Genomic DNA, 22170 nt, shown 5'->3' on the forward strand with positions numbered 1-22170 from the left:
GAGCGGACGGGTTTCTCTTCAAAAGCAGCCACATCGGCCTAAAAACTAATCAAATTGGCCTAAAAAGTAATCAAATCGGCTTAAAAGACACATTTTGCGATAAAAATGCTAACCTGGCGAGTTTTGCTCTTGGAGCTTCCGTTAGGACATGCACTTAAATACGCCGTGACTGTAAGTGCGCCGTGGGTTGGGCAACCCACGGTGTATACTAGGCGGGGGTCTGGGCATGAACATTCATCGTGGGGGCGATGCCCCTCAGCAGGTCATTGAGTCAACACAGCCAATCGCAGTTATCGGAATTGGTTGCCGGTTTCCTGGAGGAATCCAGGACGCGGACTCGTACTGGAACTTTCTCCTGGAGAAGAACTGCGGCATCGTCGATATCCCGGCGGATCGATGGAATGTCGATGCATTCTATGATCCGGAGCCCGATGCCCGGGGAAAGATGCGGACGCGCTGGGGTGGGTTTCTTGCCAGCGACGTTTTCGGCTTCGACCCGAGTTTCTTCGACATGTCGCCCCGCGAGGTGACAACGATGGACCCGCAGCAGCGCCTGGCGTTGCAAGTGGCCTTCGAGGCCGTCCAGGATTCCGAGCGCACATTGGCCGACCTGCGCCGCGGGCGCACCGGCGTGTTCATCGGAATCTCGACCAACGATTTCGCGCAGAACCTGCGCCGCGGACGTGTCGGTGGTGGGGATATTTTTGCCGGCACCGGTTCGGCGTTCTCGATCGCGGCCAACCGAATATCCCACCGTTTCGATCTGAAAGGGCCGAGTATCGCCGTCGACACGGCATGCTCGTCGGCGCTCGTTGCCATCGACCAAGCGGTGCGCCACCTGAGCACCGGCACCTGTGAGACGGCGCTCGCCGGCGGCGTCAACTGCATGCTCGATCCAGGCCCGTTTATCGCATTCTCCAGCGCCAACATGCTTTCGCCGACCGGCGGAATCTACACCTTCGACGAAAGGGCGGACGGGTTCGTGCGCGGCGAAGGCTGCGGTTTCGTTTTGCTGAAGCCTCTTGACCGGGCAATTGCCGACGGCGACCGGATCTATGGCGTGATCCGTCATTCGATGGTCAATCAGGACGGGTATACGCCCACCCTGACCTCGCCGAGCGGGGAAGCACAGCAAGAGATGCTGGAGGCGCTGGTGGAAGGCGCCGCCATCGATCCGGCCGATGTCGACTATGTCGAGGCCCATGGGACAGGCACGCCGGTCGGCGATCCAATCGAGGCGGCTGCCATCGGCCGCGTGTTCGGTGTGAATTCACGGTCAAAGCCGGCCTATGTCGGATCGTTCAAGCCCAATCTCGGCCACCTCGAATCAGCGTCCGGTATTGCGGGTTTCATCAAGACGGTGCTGACGGCGGGAAAGGGCATCGTGCTGCCGAACCGGAATTTCGAGCGCCCGAATCCGAGCATTCCGTTCGACGCGCTCAACATCGCTGTAGCAACCACGCCGACGCCGATCGACCATCACGGCCGGCCGGTCCTGGCCGTCGTCAACTCCTTCGGCTTTGGCGGCACCAATGCCTCCATCGCAGTGGAAGGATGGCGGGGGTTGTCCGCGAACGCCAACCGTGCGCCAAGGCCGGTGATAGCCGGCCATCCGATAGCCGTCCCGATCTCGGCCGGCAGCACGGCGGGACTGGAACTGTGGGCCGGCCGTCTAGCCGATGCGCTGGAGCAGGGAGGCTCCCTTGCGGAGACGCCGGTCGAAGACATCACCGCCCATTTGAGCAGCGCGCGCGATAACTTCGCCCAACGGGCTGCGCTCATCGTCGAGCCGGAGCGTGCCGCGCTCCAGACCCAACTGCGCGCATTGGCTAAGGGAGCCATCGAGCAAAGCGCGGAAGGGCCAACCATCATCACCGGGAGGGCATCCAACCGTCGGCTCGCCATCGCCTTCTCGGGCCAGGGCGGCCAGTGGTGGGCCATGGCGCGCCGCCTGTTGAAGGAAGACCGTGCGTTTCGCCGAACCGCCGAGATGTTCGACGAAGTGCTGCGTCCGATGGTCGGCTGGTCGACCGTCGAGGAGATGCTGCGGGACGAGACGAAGACCCGCATCAACGATGCCGACGTTACCCAGGCATCCATCTTCACCACGCAGATATCCCTCTACGAGCGCTGGACAAAGGCCGGCGTGCGGCCTGAGCTTCTGATCGGCCACAGCTTCGGCGAGGTCGCGGCCACCTACGTTTCAGGTATCATCGATATCGAGACGGCGGCTCGCATCATTGCCAAACGCGGCCTCATCCCGCTGAAGAGCGAGCGGCGCGGTGCAATGGCCACGATAGGGCTGACGGTCCATCAACTCGAACCTTTGCTGCCCGGTGACGAAAGCGTTGTCATTGCCGCCTACAACGGCCCGATCGCGCAAACGATTTCCGGCATGGAGGACGCGGTGCTTGGCGTGCTGGCCAAGGTCGCGGAAGCCTATCCCGATGCGACGGCCCGCCGGATGACCATGGATTTCGGATGGCACAGCGCGCATCTGGAAGACTGCAAGGAATGGTTCCTTGGCGAACTGGGTCCGGTCGCCTGGAAAGAAGGCCGTCTGCCGATCATCTCGACGGTCACCGGCATATTCGAGACGAAGTTCGACGCCGACTACTGGTGGGCCAATTTGCGCCAACCCGTCAGCTTTACCAAGGCCTTGGATTTCACCCTCGATTTCGGCATCAATACTTTCCTGGAAATAGGTCCGCACCGCACGCTGACGCCGCTCATCCGAGGCATCTCGCAGGAGCGCGGGGTAGACGCCGCCGCGGTGAACTCGCTCGATCGCAAAACTGACGATTTCTGGACGCTGGCGCGGGCCGAGGGCAGCCTTCATGTTGCCGGCGTCGAATTCGACCGGCCGAAATCGTTGAGTGGCCACGTGGCCGTTCCCAAGTTACCCTGGAACAACCAGCGCCTGCTGAATACATCCGAGGAAACCAAGAACTTCCTGTTCGAGGCACCCCGGCACGCACTGCTTGGATGGCGCGACTTCACTGCGGCGCCGTCCTGGACGAACGAAATCACGCTCAGAGGCTTCAAATTCCTGGCTGACCATCGGGTCAGCGGCGATTGCCTCTTCCCGGCCGTCGGTTACATCGAAATCATGGGGGCCGCACTGCGCGACCATTTCGGCTCTGAGTCCGTGGAACTGCGTGATTTCAAGCTGTACGAAGCGCTTTCCATCGCGGAGGACGACGTCGTACTGTTTACGACGACGTTCGATCCGGTCGGTAGCAGGCTGCGCATCGCCACGTTCCATCGAGGTTCGGAGGATGGCTGGAGGACGCGTGCCGAAGCTTATGGCTTCAGCCACAAATATGAACTTGCACCAGCTCCTGCCGACCTGCTGCTGGATCGCCCGAACCTAGTCGAAAAGACGGAATTCTACCGTCTCGCCGAACGGCACGGGCTTGAATACGGTCCCTATTTCCAGTCGGTGAACGCACTCGACATTGTCGGCGACCGCCTGGTTGCCAAGCTGTCAAGCAAGGATCCCAACTTGGCGAAGCAGTATTTCGCCTTCCCCGGATTGCTGGACGCGGTGCTCCAGGCCGGCATCGGCCTGGCTTCACATCGAGACGGCGTGTGGGTTCCAGGTGAATCGCTGCCGCCGGCTAATGAAGACAAGGCCCAGTATCAGTTGCGCCTGCCGACCGGCGCCCGCAAGATCCTGCTGGGCGCTCCTTTGACGCCCGAGGTGATCGTCGACATCCAGCCGGGTCTCGACCCGTACTCGATGCGGTTCAGCGTGTTCTCGCCGGAAGGGCAGCCGCTCATCGTTCTCGACAACCTTCAGACCAAGGCGCTGGGCAAGGTCAGGAGCAGCAGGGCCAAGCAAGGTGCCGGCTCGGGCTCCAGTGTTTTCGAGGAGCATTTCGAGAAGCAGGAAGCCAAACCGGCAGCGCCCTCATTGCGTTGCGCCCACTGGTTGGTGGTGGGTGATGGAACCCAGCGCCTCGAAGCGACATTGGCTGAGCTGGTTAGCCGCGGAGCGACGGTCGAGGTCGCAAACCCCGCGCCGTTCCTGAACCTCGATGCGGATGAAGCGCTCGCCACGATCCGGGCATTCATGACCAAATCGGGTGGGACAGGTGGCATCCTGTTCAGCGCCGCCACCCCCGAAAAACTCGACGACAAAGCAGGCGGGGACGAGCTTCTCGCCAGGATCACGCCTATCGTGCACCAATTGATCACGCTTGGAAAAGTCATCGACCGGCTGCACAGTTCGTCCGAACAGCGGCCCGAACTGGTTGTCGTCACGTCCGGCAGCCGGCTTGTGCAAGGTGACCAGCCGATGAGCCTTTCAGGCCTGAGTGAGAGCGCCTTAATCGGCATTGCTCGCACAATGGCAAACGAGTTCAAAGGTTTGGGCATCCGCCTTATCGATGCGGATCCCACATCGCTGCAGTCGGGGGTGAGCATTTCGGGCGCCGTGCTGGAGGAAACCGCAGAGACGGAATTCATCCTGCGTGGCGCCGAACGCTATGTCCCGCGGCTGGAGCAACTGGCTTTGCACGAAGTGGCGCCGTTGCGGCGGACGCTGGAGACCGCGCGGGATTCTTCCAACTTCGCCGTCACCATGACGGGGCCTGGCACCATCGACAACATCGTACTACGCGAAATCGCCGATCCCGAATTGGCGCCAGACGAGGTCATGGTCGAGGTCGCCGCGGTCGGATTGAACTTCCGCGACATCATGGCGGCCACCAGCATCTTGCCGGACGAGTTGGAGAATGACGAGGCATACTGGCGCAATCTCGGGCTGGAGTTCGCCGGCACCGTCCGCAGGGTCGGCGAACGGGTGACCAATCTCAAGCCCGGCGATCGCATCATGGGTATGGGCAAGGGCTACCTCAGACGCTTCGCCAAGCTCCGGGCGGATCTCGCCATGCGCGTACCCGATGGTATTGATCTGATCCAGGCCGCGACCCTCCCGACAGCCTTCCTTACCGCTCACTACGCTCTCAAACATATCGGCCGATTGGCACAGGACGAAACCGCGCTGATCCATCTGGCTTCGGGTGGTGTCGGGCTCGCCGCCATCCAGGTCGCGCATGATGTGGGGGCTCGAGTCTTCGGCACTGCAGGCAGCGACACAAAACGCGCCTTCCTGAAGACATGGGGCGTGGATGAGGTCATGAACTCGCGCGCTCTCGATTTCGCCGACGAGGTGCGTTCCCTTACGCGTGGCCGCGGCGTCGACGTGGTGCTGAACGCGCTGTCTGGCAACGGCATCGACAAGAGTCTGGAGTGCCTGGCGCCCTTCGGCAGGATGGTCGAAATCGGCAAGCGCGATCTCGCCGACGACAAGCCGATCGGGCTTCGCTCGCTTTATCGCAACAACGCCTATTCGGTCATCGATCTCTCGACGCTCCCCGTCGAGAAGGAGAGCCTCTTCAGGCAATTGCTGGTGGAGGTGGAGGCTAAGGTTGCCGCCGGCGTCTATAAGCCGCTGGAGGCGACCCGCTTCCCGGCATCGCGCGCGGCAGAAGCCATGCGCATGCTTTCGCGAGCGCTGCACATCGGTAAGGTGATCGTCACTTTCGACGAACCTTCCGTGGACATCGAACTTGACCTCGGCGCACAGTTCGCCGTCTCCGCTCAGGCTTCCTACCTCGTCACTGGTGGGCTCAAGGGATTTGGCGTTGCGATCGCCGAGTGGCTCAGTCAGAAAGGCGCGGGAACCATCATCCTTGCCAATCGAAGCGGTGTTCCAGATGCCGAAGCGGCTGTGGCCATCGAGATCATGGAGCAACGTGGCACGCGCATCGTTCGCGCCGCTCTGGACGTGACCGATGCTACTGCCGTCGGCAGGCTGATCGGCGAATATGCTGGGGGTGACGCTCCTCTGCGCGGCATCGTGCACGGCGCCGCGGTGATAGAGGACGCTTTCGTCTCGCAGCTCGATGCAGGCAAGATCGACCGCGTGCTGAGGCCGAAGATAGCCGGCGGGTGGAACTTGCATGTCGCCGTTGTCGAACACGATATTCCGCTGGATTTCTTCGTGAATTTCTCGTCGATCGCGCAGGTTATCGGTTCGTCTGGGCAGGCCAACTACACAGCGGCCAACTCTGTTTTGGACGCAATCGCCACGTACCGCAGGGGTCGCAACCTGGCCGGCTCGTCCACCGCCTGGGGCATGATCGCCGGCAGTGGATTCGTTGCCAGGTCGGAAGCAATGACCAACTATCTCGATAGCGTAGGCATCAAGCCGGTTCAGGATTCTGAAGCGGCGGCGGCCCTGTCCTATCTTGTGCGCGCCAGATCGGAGAATCTCGGCTTTGCCAATATCGACTGGGCTGCGATCGCTCGCACGAACCCCGGCGCAGCGACGAATCCGAGGATTTCGCCGCTGCTTGGAGACAGAACCGGAGGGCGGTCTCGCATTCAGGCCGAGCTTGCAGCCGCGCCGCGCGAGGCGTGGGACGACCTGCTCGCCGACATGATCCGGCGCGAAGTGGCGAAAGTCCTCAAGGTCGAGGCAAGCGCCTTGGCGGATGACCGCAAGCTCAGTGAGCTCGGTCTCGACTCCCTCTCATCGTTCGAACTGAAAAATCGCGTCGAGGCTCAGGTCGAAGTCGACATCCCTGTCGCCAAGTTCCTGCAAGCGCCGACGATCGCGGGACTGTCGCGCCTCGTTGCTTCCGCTTTTGAGGCGAAACTGAAGGCGTCCGCCTTGCAGGTCCTGGCCGCACAAGCGAGTTCCGATGGCGTTGCAGCGCAGGAAGCCTTCCGGCCTCTTGGCCGCCAGGTCAATGCGATGATGCTGGACGGACTGCCGATGTCGTCGGCGGTCGCAAAGGCGGACAATCAGATCCTGGTCGAGACGAGTATTGAGCCTGGCGTGTCGCTGGCCGCGCTTGCGACAAGATTGGCGCGACTGGTCGAGCGACACGACGCGCTCCGGATGACCGGTGCGATATCGGCGTCCGGCGCCGTGGAGATAGGCTTCGAGGCTCAACCGATTGTTGAAGTGCTTTCGCCGGGCGGTCGTTTGGGCGATGTGGCGCTGCCTGGTCCGCTATGGCGGATCGGCGCGTGGCAGCGGCAGGATGGCGGTCACGAGCTACAAATCCGGGCTCATCGCGCGGCTGCGGACACGTTGTCGGTTCATCTTTTGCTTGCGCAGCTTGTGCAAGGCGAAGCAGAAGCGGTCGAAGCAGGGCCTAGTTTTACCGACTACGCGCGCGCAGCTCATCCGATGCCCGGATCGAGCGAGTATCGTCGCGACCTCGCCTATTGGAAGGAGATACTTCACCACGCGCCTGCGATCGCACCGATCCCCGGCCGCAGTCGTGCCGCGTCTCCCGTCGGTATGGGAACCAACAGGGGCCGTGTCGGGTTGCTGGAGATCACGCTTCCAGCAGCAGCATTCGCGTCGGGATCGGAGTTGCCGGCCGCGCGCTTTCTGGCCGCCTATGCCAAGGCCTTGGCAAGCCGCCTCTCGCTCCGATCAATCGTCGTCGACCGCTGGTATAGCGAGCGCGGGCAGGGAGCACCAAGCGGATTGATAGGCCCCTTGGATGGGTCCTATCCGATTGTCCTGCGAGCCATGAATGAACTCGGTTACGATCTGCTGAGGAAGGTCGAGCGTGCCGACGCAAACGGCCACGCGCATCGGTCAATGGATACGTCGTCTCTGGAACTGGCGCTCGAAGAAGATCTGCGCATTCGCCATGTTTCGCTGCGCCAATTCGGCTTCGCTTTTCTCGACCGTAGCCAAGTTACGGCGCTCGCCGCCTTGGACCATCCTCTCGATGCGATCCCCGCATCCGCGCACGAGATACAATTGTCCGCAGCGACCAGCGAAGCCGGCGTTGTCTGCCGGCTGACCGTGGATCTCGACGTTGTCGAAGAAGCAGCAGCGCGGTTGCTACTCGATCAGTTTCTCGACGAGCTTTCCTGCGAGCTCGAAACGTCAGGCCGCCTGGTGCCCATCGCAATGGGCTGGAGTCTGCGCGAGTGGTCCGGTCAGCCGAGTGGAGGCCAGGATGTCGAGCGCTCACCGCTCGACGGCGTGCCCAACGTCGAAAGAGAGATAGCAGTAACTAGCACGCAATTGGGATTACTGCGTTTCCAGGAACATCCAGACGCGACTTCGCATGCGCGTGCCGCATTCATTGTAAGCAAGGAGTTCAAGATCCGGCCGCAAATGGACGCCGATCGTCTCAGACGGGCGATCGAAACGGTCATGGCGCGACACGAGGTGATGCGTACCCGGTTCTTCCGCAAGGGGGCTAGATACGGCGCGTATCTGGAAAGGACGCCGACCGATTTCTTCAGGGTCGAGCAAGTCGCCGACGAATCCGAAGCGTTGGAGCGCGCAACCGAACTCGCGCAGGAAGGCATAGATATCCAGGCGCCGATGTTCCGTGTCACCGTCATCCGGTTCGGCTCCGAGAGCGACCTTATCGTCGCCAAGGCACATCATCTCGTTGTTGACGGCTATTCCCTCGGCCTCATCGTCGAGGAAACAGTCAAGGCTTATCTCGGCCTGCCTCTTGATCCGGTGGAAATGAGTATCGACCGATTCATCCGGGATTTCGACCATGTCGGAAAGCCTGGTTCGTTCGAACGGCGCGACGCATTCCTGCGCAAGGTATTCGCCGAGCCCTTGCCGCAAATTCCCAATCTCGGGCGCAAGGCGAAAGGCCGCCGGACGAATGTCAACCTGATCGATTGCAGCCTTAGCGAGGACGTGACGCTCTCGATAGCCAGCGACCAGCAGGATGCGCTGCGCAAGCGTGCCAGGGCAGCCGGCACGACGGAAACGGCCATGATCATCGCGGCCTTTGCGCAGACCATCGGGTCGCGCGGCGGCGTGGACGATATGGTGATGCAGGTTCCAGCAGCGTTGCGCCACGACCGGCGGCTGGAGAACTATGTCAATTTCGTCGCCTCGGACGTCCCTGTGCGTGCGCGGCTGTCTCGGTTCGAGACAATCGAAGCGTTAGCCGGTTCGCTCGGAGAAGGGATCGAAGAGGCTATCCAGTTCGCGCCCTTCATGGATTCGAACTACTTCGGAGACGTGCATGACGAAGTCGTGGCCAAGGGCTCCTATACCTCCCTCTTCGTCGCCGGCACCCAAACAGTCGACAGATGGACACGCGCCACGCAGTCGGCCCCCCTTCAAAGGGCCCATGCCGGTGGCGAACTTGATCTCGGCATGTTCAAAGTGACGCCCCTGCCTGACATGCGACGAGAAAAACCACGTACCAGCGAGATGGATCTGCGTACCTTTCCGACCGCGAACGGTCTTGGTCTGACCTTGATATTCGACCAATTGGGCTATGACCGTGCAGAAGCAGAAGATATCCTGAGGGAAGTCATCGAACGACTGTTGGCTGGGCAACCGGCGGTCGATGCAGCCGAGCAGGCGGCGATATAGTGATGCGTCGATTCAGGGGTCAGCGGGGCCGGTGGAAGCCGGTGCAGGTAAAAGGCACGTGATTCGCTTCATCTTAATCTTGTTTGCCGTTCTGGCGGCAGTCGGGCTCTTTTCTGGTTGGTATATCTGGCCTGCTCAGGTGGAGTCCTATGTCGCCCAGCGAAGGCTGATCGCGCGTGAAATCGCCGGACCCGGCCTCCTTGGTGCAACCAACCAGGTCGTCGTGACGGCAAGGATCCAGGCATTCCTGGCCGACGTTCGCGTCGACCGGAATGACGAGGTAAAGACCGGCGATATCCTCGCCACGCTAAACGCGACTGAAATCGAGTATCAGCTTGCCGCAGCGGTCGCCAACGACCGGGCCGCGGCGGAGAGCGTGCGCGAGGCCGAATTGGAGCGTGACCGGCTGGTTATCGCCGCCCGTACTGCAAAGGCAGATCTGGATCGCAGGAAGAGCCTGCTCGCCAGCAAATCGATTTCTCAGGCCGAGTTCGACCTCTTCGAAGGCACCCAGAAGCAAGCCGAGGCCGCATTGGCGCGAGCGACCGCTAGCATCGAGCGCGCAAAGGCCCAGGCCGCGGCCGCCTCCGCCGAGGTCGAGCAGATACGGAGCCGTTTCGGCGAAACCTCGATACGCTCGCCTGTCAATGGGGTGGTGGTTTCCCGCAGCCGCACGGTGGGAGACCTGCTTTCTCCGGGCGTCGAACTGATGCAGATCGTCGACCCGACGTCATTGCTGGTCATGGCGCGCTTCGACGAATCCGCGATGGGGTCGCTTCGGCCGGGGCAAGTAGCCAAAGTCACCTTCTCATCGGATCCGCAACGGCCCTACGCTGCTTCCATTGCGCGGATCGGCCGGCAGGTCGATCAAGAGACGCGCGAGTTCACGGTCGATCTTAAATTGCGCGAGGTGCCGGCGAACTGGGCTGTGGGTCAGCGTGCAAGCGTCACCATCCAAGCGGAATCGCCGTCACCGGGCATCGCGGTGCCACAGCGATTCCTGGCGAGAAACCAGGGACGGGTGGGTCTTTGGATTGCACATGACGGGCGGGCCTATTGGGCTCCTGTTTCGCTGGGCTACTCCAGCGGCACCGATATCGAGATCACGCGCGGCCTAAAGGTCGGTGATGTCGTGCTCAGTCCGACAGGCCGCTTCCAGTACCAAGCGGTTAACCTCCAGGCATTGAGCAGGTGAATCTCGCGGTCAAAGATATCAGGCATAACCTGCTGAGGTTCATCCTGACCGTTTTCGGCGTCGGCCTGCTGATGGCGGCGACGATCGGCATGCTGGGCATGTATCGCGGCATCGTCTACGAAGCCTTGATCGTGATCGACGGCATTGGTGCCGACCTCTGGGTCGTCGAAGGGGGAAAGTCCGGACCGTTCGCCGAATCCTCCGCCGTACCGGCCAATCTCGATCGCCGCGTGGCCGGTGTGGCCGGTGTGGCGGCAACGCGCCGGTTCATCCAATACAACCAGCAGTTCGAAATTGACGGGCTTCCGCTGCGAATGTCCGTCACTGGTGTGGACTATCCAAGCGACAGTGGCAGCTGGATACCGTTGATCGCCGGCCGGTACTTCCAATCAAATCGCTACGAGGCCATAGCCGACAAGACTTTAGGCCTGGTTGTGGGTGACGAGATCCGGCTTGGACGAGATAGCTATACGATTGTCGGCGTGTCGTCCGGGCAGGTCGACATGGGTGGCGACGGATTGTTGTTCGTCACCATCCCGGACGCGCAGGTCATCAACCGACTGCTGCCCAGCGAGGCGATCCTCCTCAACCGTGCGGCCAAGGGCAAGACGCGCATGGGTCTCGGCGACGAGACCGGAAGTGTCGCTGCGGTCATCGTCGAAACTCTCCCGGGCGCTGACAAGGAGGTCGTGCGTGACTCGATCAAACGCTGGGGCGACGTCGAGGTCCTCACGCAGCAGGACCAGGAAACGCTTCTACTGGACGGCCGCCTCGGCAAGCTCCGCGTCCAGATCCTGGCTTTCACGACGATGACGCTGCTGATCTGCTGCGCCGTCATAGCACTGACCATCTATACGATGACAATCGAGAAGGTCGCGCAGATAGCACTTCTGAAGCTGATCGGCGCCCGTGACCGGGTGATCATCGGCATGATTGCGCAGCAGGCGGGGCTGATCGGCTTTTGCAGCCTCGTTCTGGCCATAGCCATCTCGTTTACGATCTATCCGAGATTTCCGAGAACTGTGCTGATGACCGAATCCGATCTTGGCGTGTTGTCGTTCGTGCTGATGGCACTCAGCCTTGCGGCCAGCTGGTTTGCGATTCGTCGCGCGCTCGCGGTCCGTGCCCAGGAAGTGTTGGCCTGATGTCGAAGCGCCGCCTCGCCACGCTGGAGGTTCGGAATGCCAGCAAGGTCTACGAGAGCGGCGGCTCGCCGGTCACCGCGTTGGCGGCAGGTTCGCTGACCTTGAGCCCCGGCAGTGTTACCGGTATCGTCGGGCCCAGCGGCTCCGGCAAGACGACGCTGCTGATGATTGCCGGTCTGCTGGAGACACCGACAACGGGAGAGGTCCTGTTCGACGGCAAGGTGATTTCGCGTCCCGGTGCGAAGCTCAACGAGCTACGGGCCTTCAGGCGGACCCATCTTGGGTTTGTGTTCCAGAAAGCGAACCTGATCCCCTTTCTCACGGCCGCCGAAAACATTGCCATCGCCATGCAGGTCAATGATGTCGGTCGCCAGCAGGCGCAGGCGCGAGCCAGCCGGCTTCTCGCCGCGTTGGGCATCGAACATCGCGGCTCCAATTATCCTTCCCAACTTTCCGGCGGCGAACAGCAGCGTGTTTCAATCGCCAGGGCCTTGGCAAACGATCCCACCGTTATTCTAGCCGACGAACCTACCGCCGCACTGGATGGTACACGGGCGGAGATGGTGATGAAGGTGTTCAGGCATCTGGCGGACAGCCGCAATGTCGCGATCTGCGTTGTGACCCACGATACGCGCTGGAAAACTTATTTCGATTCGATGCTCGAGCTCGAGGATGGGCGGGCACGAGAGCCGTCTCCCTTTGGCATGATGGCTGAACGGCATTGATCACCGCTCGACGCGGCCATGGCGGTGTTCCCGCTGAGAAGATGTTATGGCGATCCAACACGCGCCGCCTTCAATGTCATGGGCTGCACCGGCCGAAAGGACTGTCAAAGACTTACGAGTTGCTGGCCGAAGCGGCGGTGCTGAGGTTCACTACGCGACACGCACCGTGCGCTGCCTCGGCTTGATCGCTGTGGCGAGCAGCAGGCCGGCGATGATGAGGGCGGCGCCGGCGAGATCGTAGTCGTGCAAGCTTTCGCCGAGGAACAGATAAGCGAGAACAGCGACGAAGGCGGTCTGCAGATAGAGCAGCATGCTGGCGCGCCCGGCGCCAAGCGTCTCGACGCTACGGTTGTAGAGATAGTACATCAGGGCGCCGCCCGGGCCAGCAACATAGGCGAGGGCCAGCAGGCCGTTCGCATGCAGCGCCGAACGATCCCCGGAAAACAGTTCCCAGAGATAAAGGGGCAGTGCGGCCAGCGCGCCGGCTCCCAGCAGCAGGACCACCATCGGCAGAAGCTCGATAGCGAATTTGGCGCGACGCAGCAGCACGGTGTAGAGGCCCCAGCAAAAGGCGCTGCCGACGATCCACAACTCGCCGGGATTGAATTGCAGCTGCATCAGCGCGGCAAGGTCGCCGCGCGCCACGATCACCACCATCCCGGCCAGAGCGACCAGCGCTCCAAGCGCTTTCCAGACACCGAGGGGCTCGCCGAGCACGAAGCGGGCAAGCACCATTGTCATGATCGGCGACAGCGCCATGATGATGCCGGCGGTTGTCGCGTTGGTGTAGTTGAGGCCCGTGTAGATCATGCCCTGACACAAGGTCAGCCCGATGGCGCCGATGACCAGCACCTCGATCACCCGGGAATGGATCAGCACGAGCATCGCCCCGTGATGACGATGGACGATAGGGAGCAGGATCGCGCAGGCAACCGTCAGCCGCCAGAAGCAGAGCGCCCAGGGCGGCATCTCGGGGGCAACCCACTTGGCGGCGATATAGACGCCGGCCGACAGGAGCCAGCAGAGCGTCGCGAGGGAATAGGCGAGCGGAAGTGATGCGCCGGGTGTCGCCTTCGCTACACTTGGATGTGCTATCGGCAGCGATTGGATATCCGTCTCCTCCCACCGCAGACTTTAGCAGATTTGCAGCGCCTTGCTAAGCAGCGACAACAGCTGTTTCACCAGCCAGTGCAATCGGTGGGTCATTGTGGGTCCCGCCGTTCACGGTCTCGTTCCTTTCCAACGCATGTTGGCCCATGAGCAACTCGATACCGAAAAGCGCAAGCCGTATCGATTTCGCGCGATACGAATGTGAGATTCATATCGCGCGACAGATATTCGGGCGGTTGCCACAATCTCCTCGCGCCATATTTCTACCGAGAGCAGATCTGTCGCGAATTCCTGGCCCTCGGATCACGCGCCGCTGTTTCGAAGCAATTGGAAGAATAAGCCACTGATTTCCGTTTACACAAAGAGCACGACGCAAATCCATGCGAAGGGACTTCCGATGCATGCCGGCTTCCGAGGAAGCGTACTCGTAGCGGTGTTGGGAGCCGTCATGGCGAGCTGCGCTGGCATTCCGGCGCAAAAAGCCGAGGCAATAATCGGCTATGGCCCCAACCCCACTTTACCGAAACCAAGACCGACGCTGATCCCGACTGTTAACATCGCCGAGGCGAAAGGCTGGCAGAAAGGAGGTATGCCGACCCCGGCGAAGGGGCTGGCAGTGAACGCCTTCGCTACCGGCCTCGACCATCCGCGCTGGCTGCATGTGCTTCCGAACGGCGACGTGCTGGTTGCTGATACCAATGCCCCTGCCAAGCATGACGAAGGCTTCAGTCTTAGAAAGGTCTTCATGGACCTGGCTATGAAGCGGGCCGGCGCCGCAACCAAAAGCGCCAACCGCATCACGCTCCTGCGCGACACTGATGGCGACGGCATTGCGGATGTGCGAACGACGTTCGCGGAAGGCCTCAATTCGCCGTTCGGCATGACGCTGTCCAAAGGCAAGCTCTTTGTCGCGAATACCGACGCGCTTGTCGCTTTCCCCTATTCCAACGGCCAGACCCGAGTCAGCACGTCGCCGGAAAAGATCATCGACTTGCCGGCCGGGGACCTCAACCATCATTGGACCAAGGACGTGATCGCAAGTCCGGATGGACGCAAGCTCTATGTCACCGTTGGTTCCAACAGCAACGTTGGAGAAAACGGCATAGCCGCGGAGAAGAACCGCGCCGCTGTCCTTGAAGTGGATCGGTCGAGCCGTCGTACTCGGGTCTTCGCCTCGGGCCTGCGCAACCCGAACGGGCTCTCCTGGAATCCTGAAACTGGCGAGCTTTGGGTCGCCGTGAACGAGCGTGACGAGATCGGCGACGACCTCGTGCCGGATTACATGACCTCGGTTCGTGACGGCGCCTTCTATGGTTGGCCCTACAGCTACTACGGACAGAACGTCGACGAACGCGCCAAGCCGCAGCGCCCCGATCTCGTGGCGACGGCGGTCAAGCCCGACTACGCCCTGGGCTCTCATACCGCCTCGCTGGGACTGACCTTCTCCAAAGGCGCCCGGCTCGGTCCGGCCTACGGCAACGGCGCCTTCGTCGGCCAGCACGGCTCGTGGAATAGAAGCGTGCATAGCGGCTATAAGGTGATCTTCGTGCCGTTCCGTGGTGGCAAACCGAGCGGCCCTCCGAAAGATGTGCTCACTGGCTTCATCGGGCGTAATGGCGAGGCGATGGGCCGTCCAGTCGGCGTAGCTATCGATCAGACTGGCGCACTGCTCGTCGCCGACGACGTCGGTAATGTCATCTGGCGGGTCCGCCGGGCGAATGGCCGTTGAGCGTAGGTGCCTTTCTGATTCCGACCTCAGCCTTCGGCTACAGCGCCACGCCCGATATGACTTTCATTCGGCTGCGACTCAATGCAAATGCCAGTTGACGACACCGCGCCTGCCGCATGTCGGCCGCTACGGCGAGGTCTATTTTGCGCATGGCTATTCGGGCAAGGGTGAACCTGTCGACGCTGCCGTTCCCCGGCGGCACGGCGCTGAGCGGCCCGCTCCACGTGCTCGGCATGCTTTGGTACGCACGGCGCGACCGCATCAAACATTGAGCGCAGGCAGTGGCAACTTCTGTCCCGCAGGATCAAGCCTGCGTAGCCGGGACGCCGATAGACTTGCCTGCTTTTCCGCAGCTAATAGATCGATATGATTGCAGGATTAACCATTTCATAGCCCAGGCGCGGCTCCGATTTGCCTTTCGAAATCCCGCTGGAGGCAGTTCCGGTTGAACTGCGATCCAGCTTTGTTTCCCTGGTTTTCTTGATCGTGCTGCGCGACACGTCGGCGCAGGCCGACGCTGTGTTGACCACCCTCTTTTTCTCGTGCGCAACGGCTGCGGTGGATACGGCAATCACCATTGCCGCACAAATAATCGCCAATCTCATTGATTCCCCCCTTAGAGCACCGCAAACGTGTGGTCGACTGCCTTGAGACGCCGGCGAAGAGGTTACTCGCGCCTGGCCGATCCATGCGGCTTCCGACTGCCCAAGAATGTGACTACATTAGCTGCAGCGCAAGTAACCATTTCGGACTAGGCAACGGGTTCACCCTTCGACGGAAAGCGGCTGAGCTGCCGGCGAAAAAGCAGGCGTTTTAGCCGTTTCCGCCGCCGGGCGCCTTCTGAGAGCGATGCAGTCGATCGCGACGGAATGCGGCTATGCAGGAGGCTGGCAGAATAGCGCGACCGCTCTGCTTCGAGCGCAACGCTCGCCGGCCAGAGGCTCGGAATCACCAAAGTCGACGACGGGATTTGGCTCGTCTCCGTCATGCACATTCGTGCTCAAGGCTAACTCGGCGCAGCTTCGTTGCGGCACCGGCGGGCGCGTACAGCGGAGTGCTGGAATGGCATCTGTTCACCGCCCGCCAGTCCGCTTCCGGCGGACTGCAGCAACGCGGCATTTTCCACTTTGAGGCGAAGTAATTCTCAACTATGGTTGAGCTAGGCTTTTGGCATGGGGGATATTGCCGATGGTTTTGTCACGCAGGGGTGTCGTGCTCGGCGGCCTGGCGCTGGTCGCGGTGGGTGCAACCAGCAATATTGCTCAAGCCGCGGCGGCAAAATCCTTTTTCGCGGGTACCGCCAGCGACAACAATTTTGTCTATCGCAAGACCAACTTCGCCAAGATCGACAAGAGATGGCATCGCCAGATCGTCAAGTATTTCAGCAGCGAGCCGGTCGGCACCGTCGTGGTCGATACCCGCCACCATTTCCTCTACGTCATCATGGAAAACAAGACCGCCATCCGCTACGGCGTCGGCGTCGGTAAGGACGGCTTCAAATGGTACGGCCGCGCGACGATCGACCGCCGCGCGCTGTGGCCGGATTGGGTCCCGCCCCCCGAAATGCGTAAGCGCAGGCCGGAACTACCGCCCATGATCGCAGGCGGCGCGTCCAACAATCCGCTCGGGCCGCGCGCGCTCTATCTGCACCGCGACGGCGCTGACACCGGCTACCGCCTGCATGGCACGCTTGAGCCATGGAGCATCGGCACCGACGCTTCCAGCGGCTGCATCCGCATGTTCCCGGAAGACATCATCGACCTCTACCAGCGCTGCCCGATCGGCACCGCGGTGCAGGTCCTGCCGCACATCGCCGACCAGGCGCCCGCTTCCACCACTGTCGAATGATTGGCGCCTCATGAACCGTATGATTGAAAACACGCGCCGGCTGCTCGCTGCCGGCCTGCTGATGCTGGTCGCATCCTGCTCGACCAGCAACACGCTCGCCCCTTCCACGCCTGACATTACCAACACCGAGGTTGCCGGCTTCCAGAACGTGCAGCCGGGTAGCGAGGAGGATTTTATCCTCAATGTCGGCCGCCGCACCTATTTCACGCAAGGTTCGGCCGCGCTCGATTCTGTCGCCAAGGCCACCCTCGACACCCAGATCGCCTGGTTAACAAAGCATCCGCGCTGGCTGCTCAAGCTGCAGGGTTTCGCCGACGATCCCGGCGCAAGTGAAATGGCGCTGTCGCAGCAGCGCGCCGATGCGGTGATGGACTACCTCGCCGCCGGCGGCATAGACCGCAACCGCATGTGGGCCAAGGGCTACGGCAAGGACAGGCTCGTCCGCGACTGCCCGGACACCGCCTGCAGGTCGCAGAACCGCCGCGTTGTGTCTAATTTGCGCGATGAGAGGGACGAGTCGTAGAGGCTGTCCATGCGGGTTCGGAAGACGAGATCGTGCGCGGTGGCGAGCGCATGCTCGCGCAGATCCTCCACGTTTGCCAGTTCGTCACCTTCGTGATCGGGTATCAGCCGACCGCGGTAACGAATGTTCATGAAGTAACGCAAGTCCGCCACTCATCTCTCTCTCGCTTGATCGGGAACTGGAATACGTTGGAGTATTCCCTCTCGGCGAGCCGTAGGACTGGCCGGCGATCTGTTCCAGCTTCGCTCGATCCCTCATCCCGACGCGACCACGCGTGGCCCTGATCGCACCGGCGCCCTCCAGCATCTGCACTGCAAGTGTCACGCCCGGACGACGCGCGCCCAGCATAATGCTCATGAATTCGTGGGTGATGGGCATGTCGTCCTGCTCTAGCCGGTCGTGCGTCATGAGAAGCCAGCGCGCGAGCCGCTCCTCGACGGAGTAGCCGGCGTTGGCATAGGCCGTCTGACTGACCTGCACGATGAAGGTATGCACGAAACGCAGAAGGAGCGCGCGCAGCGCGGGGCTATGGTCCATAGCGGCCTGTAGCTCGCCCGCCCCAATGCGGAATGCTTCGCCTGCGACCTGGACCAGGCAGGTGTGCGGCGAACGGTCCACGCCGAGCACGATGGGGGCACCCACCAGGCCCTCCGATCCCACCATGCCGACCTCGAACCGTCCTTCCCCGGTGTCGGCGACGATTGAGGCAACCCCATATTCGGGGAAGGTGACATGGGTGATCCTTTGATCGGCTCTGAACAGATGTTCGCGCAGTCCAAACGACACCGCCTCCAGGTGCGGCTGCACCAGGACAAAGTCGTCAGGCGACAACGAAGCCAGCAGACGGTTGCGAAGGATCGATTGCTGAAGCTGAGCCATGCCCACAGCCTCCGTTTTGGAGCAAGAGCACGAGCACACCTCAGCCATTTCTCAGCCGCTTGCGCCCTAACGATCAGCAAGCGATCGTATCCTCCTCAGATCCTTGCGAAGCAATGGTGAACGCATTTTTCAGCGTCAGATCGGAGCTTAGGTACAGATTCGTACCGACATGTCTAAATGCAGACTTGCTTTCCACGGTTCTGGTCTAGAAATGCGTACCAAATCGCTCCTGGTAGTGGTCTTTCCCCAAGACTGATTTCGGCAGTTTGGGCACCAGTAGCCACGTGTCAGCAAGTTCGCTCGCGCGGCCTCGGTGGCAAGCATAACGAAAGGAACCAAGCTGCCAGGGCCAGGTTCGAAGCCGGTTCCTGAAGAGGTCAATCCATGTCGCGCGCGTGTCGCGTGGATTTGCCGAGTGTCGCAGGAAATCCTTGCAAATCACCGGTGGCTGCTTGCAACATGGCGAAACACAATCGGCCAGCTTTAAGGGCTAGCCGATTGTCAAGTTTACTTGAGAAATTCTTGGTAGCGGGAGACCGCTACATCGCAAGACCCACTATCGAAGAGGCGTTCTTTTGCTATCGTCGGCAAGCGGCCTGACAGCAAATCGAGATCGAGCAACCACGAACTCGAAATTGCGAGTCGGGACGATGATGGATGGGACGAACTGCGCCGAAAAAGCTGAGAAATTCGGATACTTAACGTAAAGCCTTGGGTCATGCGGTACCGAATGCAGTACCGTTCGGGCGATCAACCAACGATTGGAAAGGTTCCCCAACCGCCGATCAATCCGATCAGCCTGTGCCAACGCGCAACGGCTCCAATACTCAAACGTTTCGGGCGGGACTGAAGAGGTTGATGACTGCCGCATCCGGAGCAGTTCGACGTATTTCCTTATTTCGCTTGGCCTGCTGAAATGCAGCCGCGTTTTTAGAAGGAACGACCGTCTGGCAGGACGACGCAAGCACTTGATGGCAAGGCCGTCGAGCGGATGGAGAAAGTCAGCGACGAACAATACCGCCGCTGAACCTTACCGGGCCGCAGCGTCTCGCACTTGGCGAAGTCTTGCGCTGCCGAGTCCTGCAATAGTGACAGGCACGCTGCCAACTCACCCCAGCCAATACCTCGGCCCCGGCCCCTTGCGTCCTGCCATATCGGCAGGGTTCGCAAGGCTACACCGGTCGATCGACAGACAGCCGCAACCGATGCACTCGGTAAGCCCGGACCTCAGGCGCTGCAACTCGGCGATGCGCTGGTCGATGCGCTTAGTCCACTGGCCCGACAACCGCGACCAATCCCGACGCGACGGCACGCGATCGGCTGGCAACTTGGCGAGCTCGGCGCCGATCTCCTCAAGCGTCAGCCCAATTCGCTGCGCGAAGACGATGAAGGCGATCCGGCGCAGCACGGATCGCGGATAGCGTCTGTGTCCCGAGCCGGCCCGCTCGGACGCGATCAGCCCGCGCTCCTCGTAGAAGCGCAGGGCCGATGAGGCGACGCCGCTGCGCCGCGACACGTCGGTGATGGTCAGCATGGAATCCATGCATGAACGAAAGCACGATTCCCGCTTGACTTCAAGTTAACTTGAACTTGTAGCAAGGGCCATAAAGCTTGAAGGAGCACCGGCAATGCAGTCGAATATTGATCTTCAAGGACTTCGCGTGGCGGTCACGGGCGGCACCTCCGGGCTCGGAATGGCGCTTGTGCGGCAGCTGACCGCGCAGGGTGCGTGCGTGGCCTTCGTCGCTCGCACCGCCGCGAATGTCGAACGCATCGCTGACGAGACGGGCGCGCACGGCATTGTCGGCGACGTCGGCAAGAAGGAGGACACCTACTCGATCGCACTACAGGTCACTGCCAGCCTCGGCGGGCTCGACGTCCTGATCAACAATGCCTCGAGCCTCGGCCCTGTCCCTCTGGCGCTCCTCGCCGATACTGAGTGCGAGGAGCTGGAAGTGGCGCTCGCGGTCAACCTGGTCGGCGCGTTCCGGCTGACGAAGGCCCTGTTCGGTGCGCTTGCCGCGTCCGCACGCGAGGGCCGTGGCGCGATGGTGATCAACATCTCCAGCGACGCGGCGGTGAACGCCTATCCCGGCTGGGGCGCGTATGGGGCGAGCAAGGCCGCTCTTGCCCATCTGACGGCGATTTGGGAGGAGGAGGCGAAAGCCGACGGCATACGGCTCCTCGCACCCGACCCTGGCGACATGGACACCCCGCTGCACGCGCTAGCGCTTCCTGACGCCGATCCGTCTACATTGAAACGCCCCGAACTGGCTGCTGCCGAGATCATCGAAAAGATGATCGACGCGTTACAGGTCCGCGCTACGCTTCACGCCGGGGCATGCGCATGATTGCCGCCGATCGTTCCGATCGGCGCGCAGCCAGGCTGTTGGTCGTCGAGGCGGACGGCACGATGCGCGACCTGCCGCGCGCTGGAATCGCGACGCTATTCGGTCCCGGCGATCAGGTCGTCGCCAATGACGCCGCGACCTTGCCTGCCAGCTTGCACGGCACGCATGTCCCAAGCGGTGAGGCGATCGAGATCCGCCTGGCGGGCTGGCTGTCACTTCCCGATCCAACCCGTTTCGTGGCGATTGCCTTCGGCTCGGGCGATCACCGCACGCGCACGGAAGACCGGCTGCCTCCACCTCCGCTGTCACCAGGCGATCGCCTCCGGCTCGGCTCGCTTGACGCCGTCGTCGAGCGCCTTCTCGACCATCCACGCCTTCTCGAGTTGCACTTCCCAGGCAACCGCGCAGCGGTGCTTGCAGGACTGGCGCAGCACGGCCGGCCGATCCAATACGCGCATGTTCCCCAGCCGTTGGCACTGTGGGATGTTTGGACGAAGATTGCCGCCGGGCCGGTCGCGTTCGAGGCGCCGTCGGCAGGCTTCGCGCTCGACTGGCGCACGCTCCAAGCCTGGCGTCGGCACGACGTTGGCTTTGCAACACTCACGCATGCTGCGGGCGTGTCTTCCACCGGCGATCCCGCGCTCGACTCGCGCCTTCCCTTCGACGAGCCATACCGCATCCCTGGGCGCACCGCGGCGCAGGTCGCGCGGGCGAAGCTGCGCGGCAGCCGCATCATTGCGATCGGCACAAGCGTAGTGCGCGCACTTGAAGCAGCCGCCAATCCCGGCGGCAATGTGCGTGCCGGAAATGGCATTGCGACAGGGCGCATCGCGCGGGGCACGCGGCTTCGCGTGGTCGATGCGATTCTCACAGGCGTCCACCAGCCCGGCGAAAGCCATTTCGAGCTCCTGCGCGCCTTTGCCGATGATGCTCTGCTCGCTAAGGCCTCCGCAGCCTTCACCGCGTATCGATACCGCGCGCATGAATTCGGCGACTCCATGCTGCTCAATCGCCAACCGCTGCTTCTATCGCGCGAACGGAACCGTGCCGAGGTGCTCGAGACGAAGCCTCTACTCGAGGCGTGGCTATGATGTCGGCAGGTTCGGTGGCATTCCGGGCCGCACCGCGAACGTCAGCTTCGGAGAAGTGTAACAGACCCAAGGTTGATTGACGATTCTCCCCAGGTCCACCCGGTTCCGAACCGGCACAACGCGCCAATTGCCGACCTTTCCGGCGAGTGTACCACTACCCACTGCCGCCCCGAGCATCCC

At 61.8% G+C, this 22170-nt stretch carries 14 protein-coding genes and 1 pseudogene; 10 read left to right on the forward strand and 5 right to left on the reverse strand.

The features are described from left to right. Window positions 1-226 precede the first annotated feature (226 nt). From NKI63_RS05805 to NKI63_RS05820, 4 genes are read left to right on the forward strand one after another with little or no spacing between them, the layout of a single operon-like run. A complete protein-coding gene (locus NKI63_RS05805) occupies window positions 227-9394 on the forward strand; it encodes an SDR family NAD(P)-dependent oxidoreductase (protein ID WP_352820700.1) in 9168 nt (3055 codons plus the stop codon). 58 nt (window positions 9395-9452) lie between these two features. Continuing rightward, complete coding sequence (locus NKI63_RS05810; RefSeq protein ID WP_352478377.1) at window positions 9453-10589, forward strand: efflux RND transporter periplasmic adaptor subunit; 1137 nt, start codon at window positions 9453-9455, stop codon at window positions 10587-10589. Then, window positions 10586-11734, forward strand: a complete 1149-nt coding sequence (locus NKI63_RS05815; RefSeq protein WP_352506257.1) for an ABC transporter permease — start codon at window positions 10586-10588, stop codon at window positions 11732-11734. Before NKI63_RS05810 ends, NKI63_RS05815 begins: the two co-directional genes overlap by 4 nt. Further along, complete coding sequence (locus tag NKI63_RS05820) at window positions 11734-12459, forward strand: ABC transporter ATP-binding protein (RefSeq protein ID WP_352478380.1); 726 nt, start codon at window positions 11734-11736, stop codon at window positions 12457-12459. The genes NKI63_RS05815 and NKI63_RS05820 overlap by 1 nt, the downstream gene beginning before the upstream one ends. A 150-nt stretch (window positions 12460-12609) precedes the next feature. Here the strand turns inward: NKI63_RS05820 and NKI63_RS05825 are convergent, their stop codons facing one another. Further along, complete coding sequence (locus NKI63_RS05825) at window positions 12610-13569, reverse strand: DMT family transporter (RefSeq protein WP_352737025.1); 960 nt, start codon at window positions 13567-13569, stop codon at window positions 12610-12612. Window positions 13570-13966: 397 nt separating this feature from the next. On the opposite strand from NKI63_RS05825, the gene NKI63_RS05830 reads away from it, so the two are divergent. Beyond that, entirely contained in the window at window positions 13967-15298 is a 1332-nt protein-coding gene (locus NKI63_RS05830) for a PQQ-dependent sugar dehydrogenase (RefSeq protein WP_352820704.1), read from the forward strand. Between the two features lie 94 nt (window positions 15299-15392). Further along, window positions 15393-15570: pseudogene (locus tag NKI63_RS05835) on the forward strand (FAD-dependent oxidoreductase); the annotation flags it as partial. 81 nt (window positions 15571-15651) lie between these two features. Here NKI63_RS05835 and NKI63_RS05840 read toward each other — a convergent pair. Continuing rightward, a complete protein-coding gene (locus tag NKI63_RS05840) occupies window positions 15652-15903 on the reverse strand; it encodes a hypothetical protein (RefSeq protein ID WP_352736944.1) in 252 nt (83 codons plus the stop codon). Between the two features lie 583 nt (window positions 15904-16486). On the opposite strand from NKI63_RS05840, the gene NKI63_RS05845 reads away from it, so the two are divergent. Both NKI63_RS05845 and NKI63_RS05850 read left to right on the forward strand, forming a co-directional pair. Further along, window positions 16487-17146: a L,D-transpeptidase gene (locus tag NKI63_RS05845; protein WP_254817044.1), complete on the forward strand. Its 660-nt coding sequence runs from the start codon at window positions 16487-16489 to the stop codon at window positions 17144-17146. A 10-nt stretch (window positions 17147-17156) separates the two neighbouring features. After that, window positions 17157-17669 carry an OmpA family protein gene (locus NKI63_RS05850; RefSeq protein ID WP_352478386.1) on the forward strand — a complete coding sequence of 171 codons (513 nt, stop codon included), beginning with the start codon at window positions 17157-17159 and terminating at the stop codon, window positions 17667-17669. On the opposite strand, the gene NKI63_RS30695 is transcribed toward NKI63_RS05850, so the two are convergent. From NKI63_RS30695 to soxR, 3 genes are all read right to left on the reverse strand, one after another. Beyond that, window positions 17567-17800 carry a DUF6894 family protein gene (locus NKI63_RS30695; protein ID WP_502894195.1) on the reverse strand — a complete coding sequence of 78 codons (234 nt, stop codon included), beginning with the start codon at window positions 17798-17800 and terminating at the stop codon, window positions 17567-17569. The genes NKI63_RS05850 and NKI63_RS30695 overlap by 103 nt on opposite strands. Further along, window positions 17754-18548, reverse strand: a complete 795-nt coding sequence (locus NKI63_RS05855; protein ID WP_352506254.1) for a Crp/Fnr family transcriptional regulator — start codon at window positions 18546-18548, stop codon at window positions 17754-17756. The genes NKI63_RS30695 and NKI63_RS05855 overlap by 47 nt, the downstream gene beginning before the upstream one ends. Before the next feature lie 1108 nt (window positions 18549-19656). Next, complete coding sequence (gene soxR / locus NKI63_RS05860) at window positions 19657-20091, reverse strand: redox-sensitive transcriptional activator SoxR (RefSeq protein ID WP_127862987.1); 435 nt, start codon at window positions 20089-20091, stop codon at window positions 19657-19659. 85 nt (window positions 20092-20176) lie between these two features. On the opposite strand from soxR, the gene NKI63_RS05865 reads away from it, so the two are divergent. Both NKI63_RS05865 and NKI63_RS05870 read left to right on the forward strand, forming a co-directional pair. After that, window positions 20177-20899 carry an SDR family NAD(P)-dependent oxidoreductase gene (locus NKI63_RS05865; RefSeq protein WP_352478390.1) on the forward strand — a complete coding sequence of 241 codons (723 nt, stop codon included), beginning with the start codon at window positions 20177-20179 and terminating at the stop codon, window positions 20897-20899. Beyond that, window positions 20896-21990, forward strand: coding sequence for an S-adenosylmethionine:tRNA ribosyltransferase-isomerase (locus tag NKI63_RS05870; protein ID WP_352478392.1), 1095 nt, complete (start codon window positions 20896-20898; stop codon window positions 21988-21990). The genes NKI63_RS05865 and NKI63_RS05870 overlap by 4 nt, the downstream gene beginning before the upstream one ends. The last annotated feature ends 180 nt before the right edge of the window (window positions 21991-22170 follow it).

It is taken from the genome of Mesorhizobium sp. M0410, assembly GCF_040321435.1.
Lineage (GTDB): Bacteria > Pseudomonadota > Alphaproteobacteria > Rhizobiales > Rhizobiaceae > Mesorhizobium.

Excerpts from the sequence above, each read along its gene's own strand:
- NKI63_RS05830 (WP_352820704.1), top strand. The coding sequence starts at position 13,967 with ATGCATGCCGGCTTCCGAGGAAGCGTACTCGTAGCGGTGTTGGGAGCC.
- NKI63_RS05850 (WP_352478386.1), top strand. The coding sequence starts at position 17,157 with ATGAACCGTATGATTGAAAACACGCGCCGGCTGCTCGCTGCCGGCCTG.
- soxR (WP_127862987.1), bottom strand. The coding sequence starts at position 20,091 with ATGGATTCCATGCTGACCATCACCGACGTGTCGCGGCGCAGCGGCGTC.
- NKI63_RS05805 (WP_352820700.1), top strand. The coding sequence starts at position 227 with ATGAACATTCATCGTGGGGGCGATGCCCCTCAGCAGGTCATTGAGTCA.
- NKI63_RS30695 (WP_502894195.1), bottom strand. The coding sequence starts at position 17,800 with ATGAACATTCGTTACCGCGGTCGGCTGATACCCGATCACGAAGGTGAC.
- NKI63_RS05855 (WP_352506254.1), bottom strand. The coding sequence starts at position 18,548 with ATGGCTCAGCTTCAGCAATCGATCCTTCGCAACCGTCTGCTGGCTTCG.
- NKI63_RS05820 (WP_352478380.1), top strand. The coding sequence starts at position 11,734 with ATGTCGAAGCGCCGCCTCGCCACGCTGGAGGTTCGGAATGCCAGCAAG.
- NKI63_RS05870 (WP_352478392.1), top strand. The coding sequence starts at position 20,896 with ATGATTGCCGCCGATCGTTCCGATCGGCGCGCAGCCAGGCTGTTGGTC.
- NKI63_RS05845 (WP_254817044.1), top strand. The coding sequence starts at position 16,487 with ATGGTTTTGTCACGCAGGGGTGTCGTGCTCGGCGGCCTGGCGCTGGTC.
- NKI63_RS05865 (WP_352478390.1), top strand. The coding sequence starts at position 20,177 with ATGCAGTCGAATATTGATCTTCAAGGACTTCGCGTGGCGGTCACGGGC.
- NKI63_RS05840 (WP_352736944.1), bottom strand. The coding sequence starts at position 15,903 with ATGAGATTGGCGATTATTTGTGCGGCAATGGTGATTGCCGTATCCACC.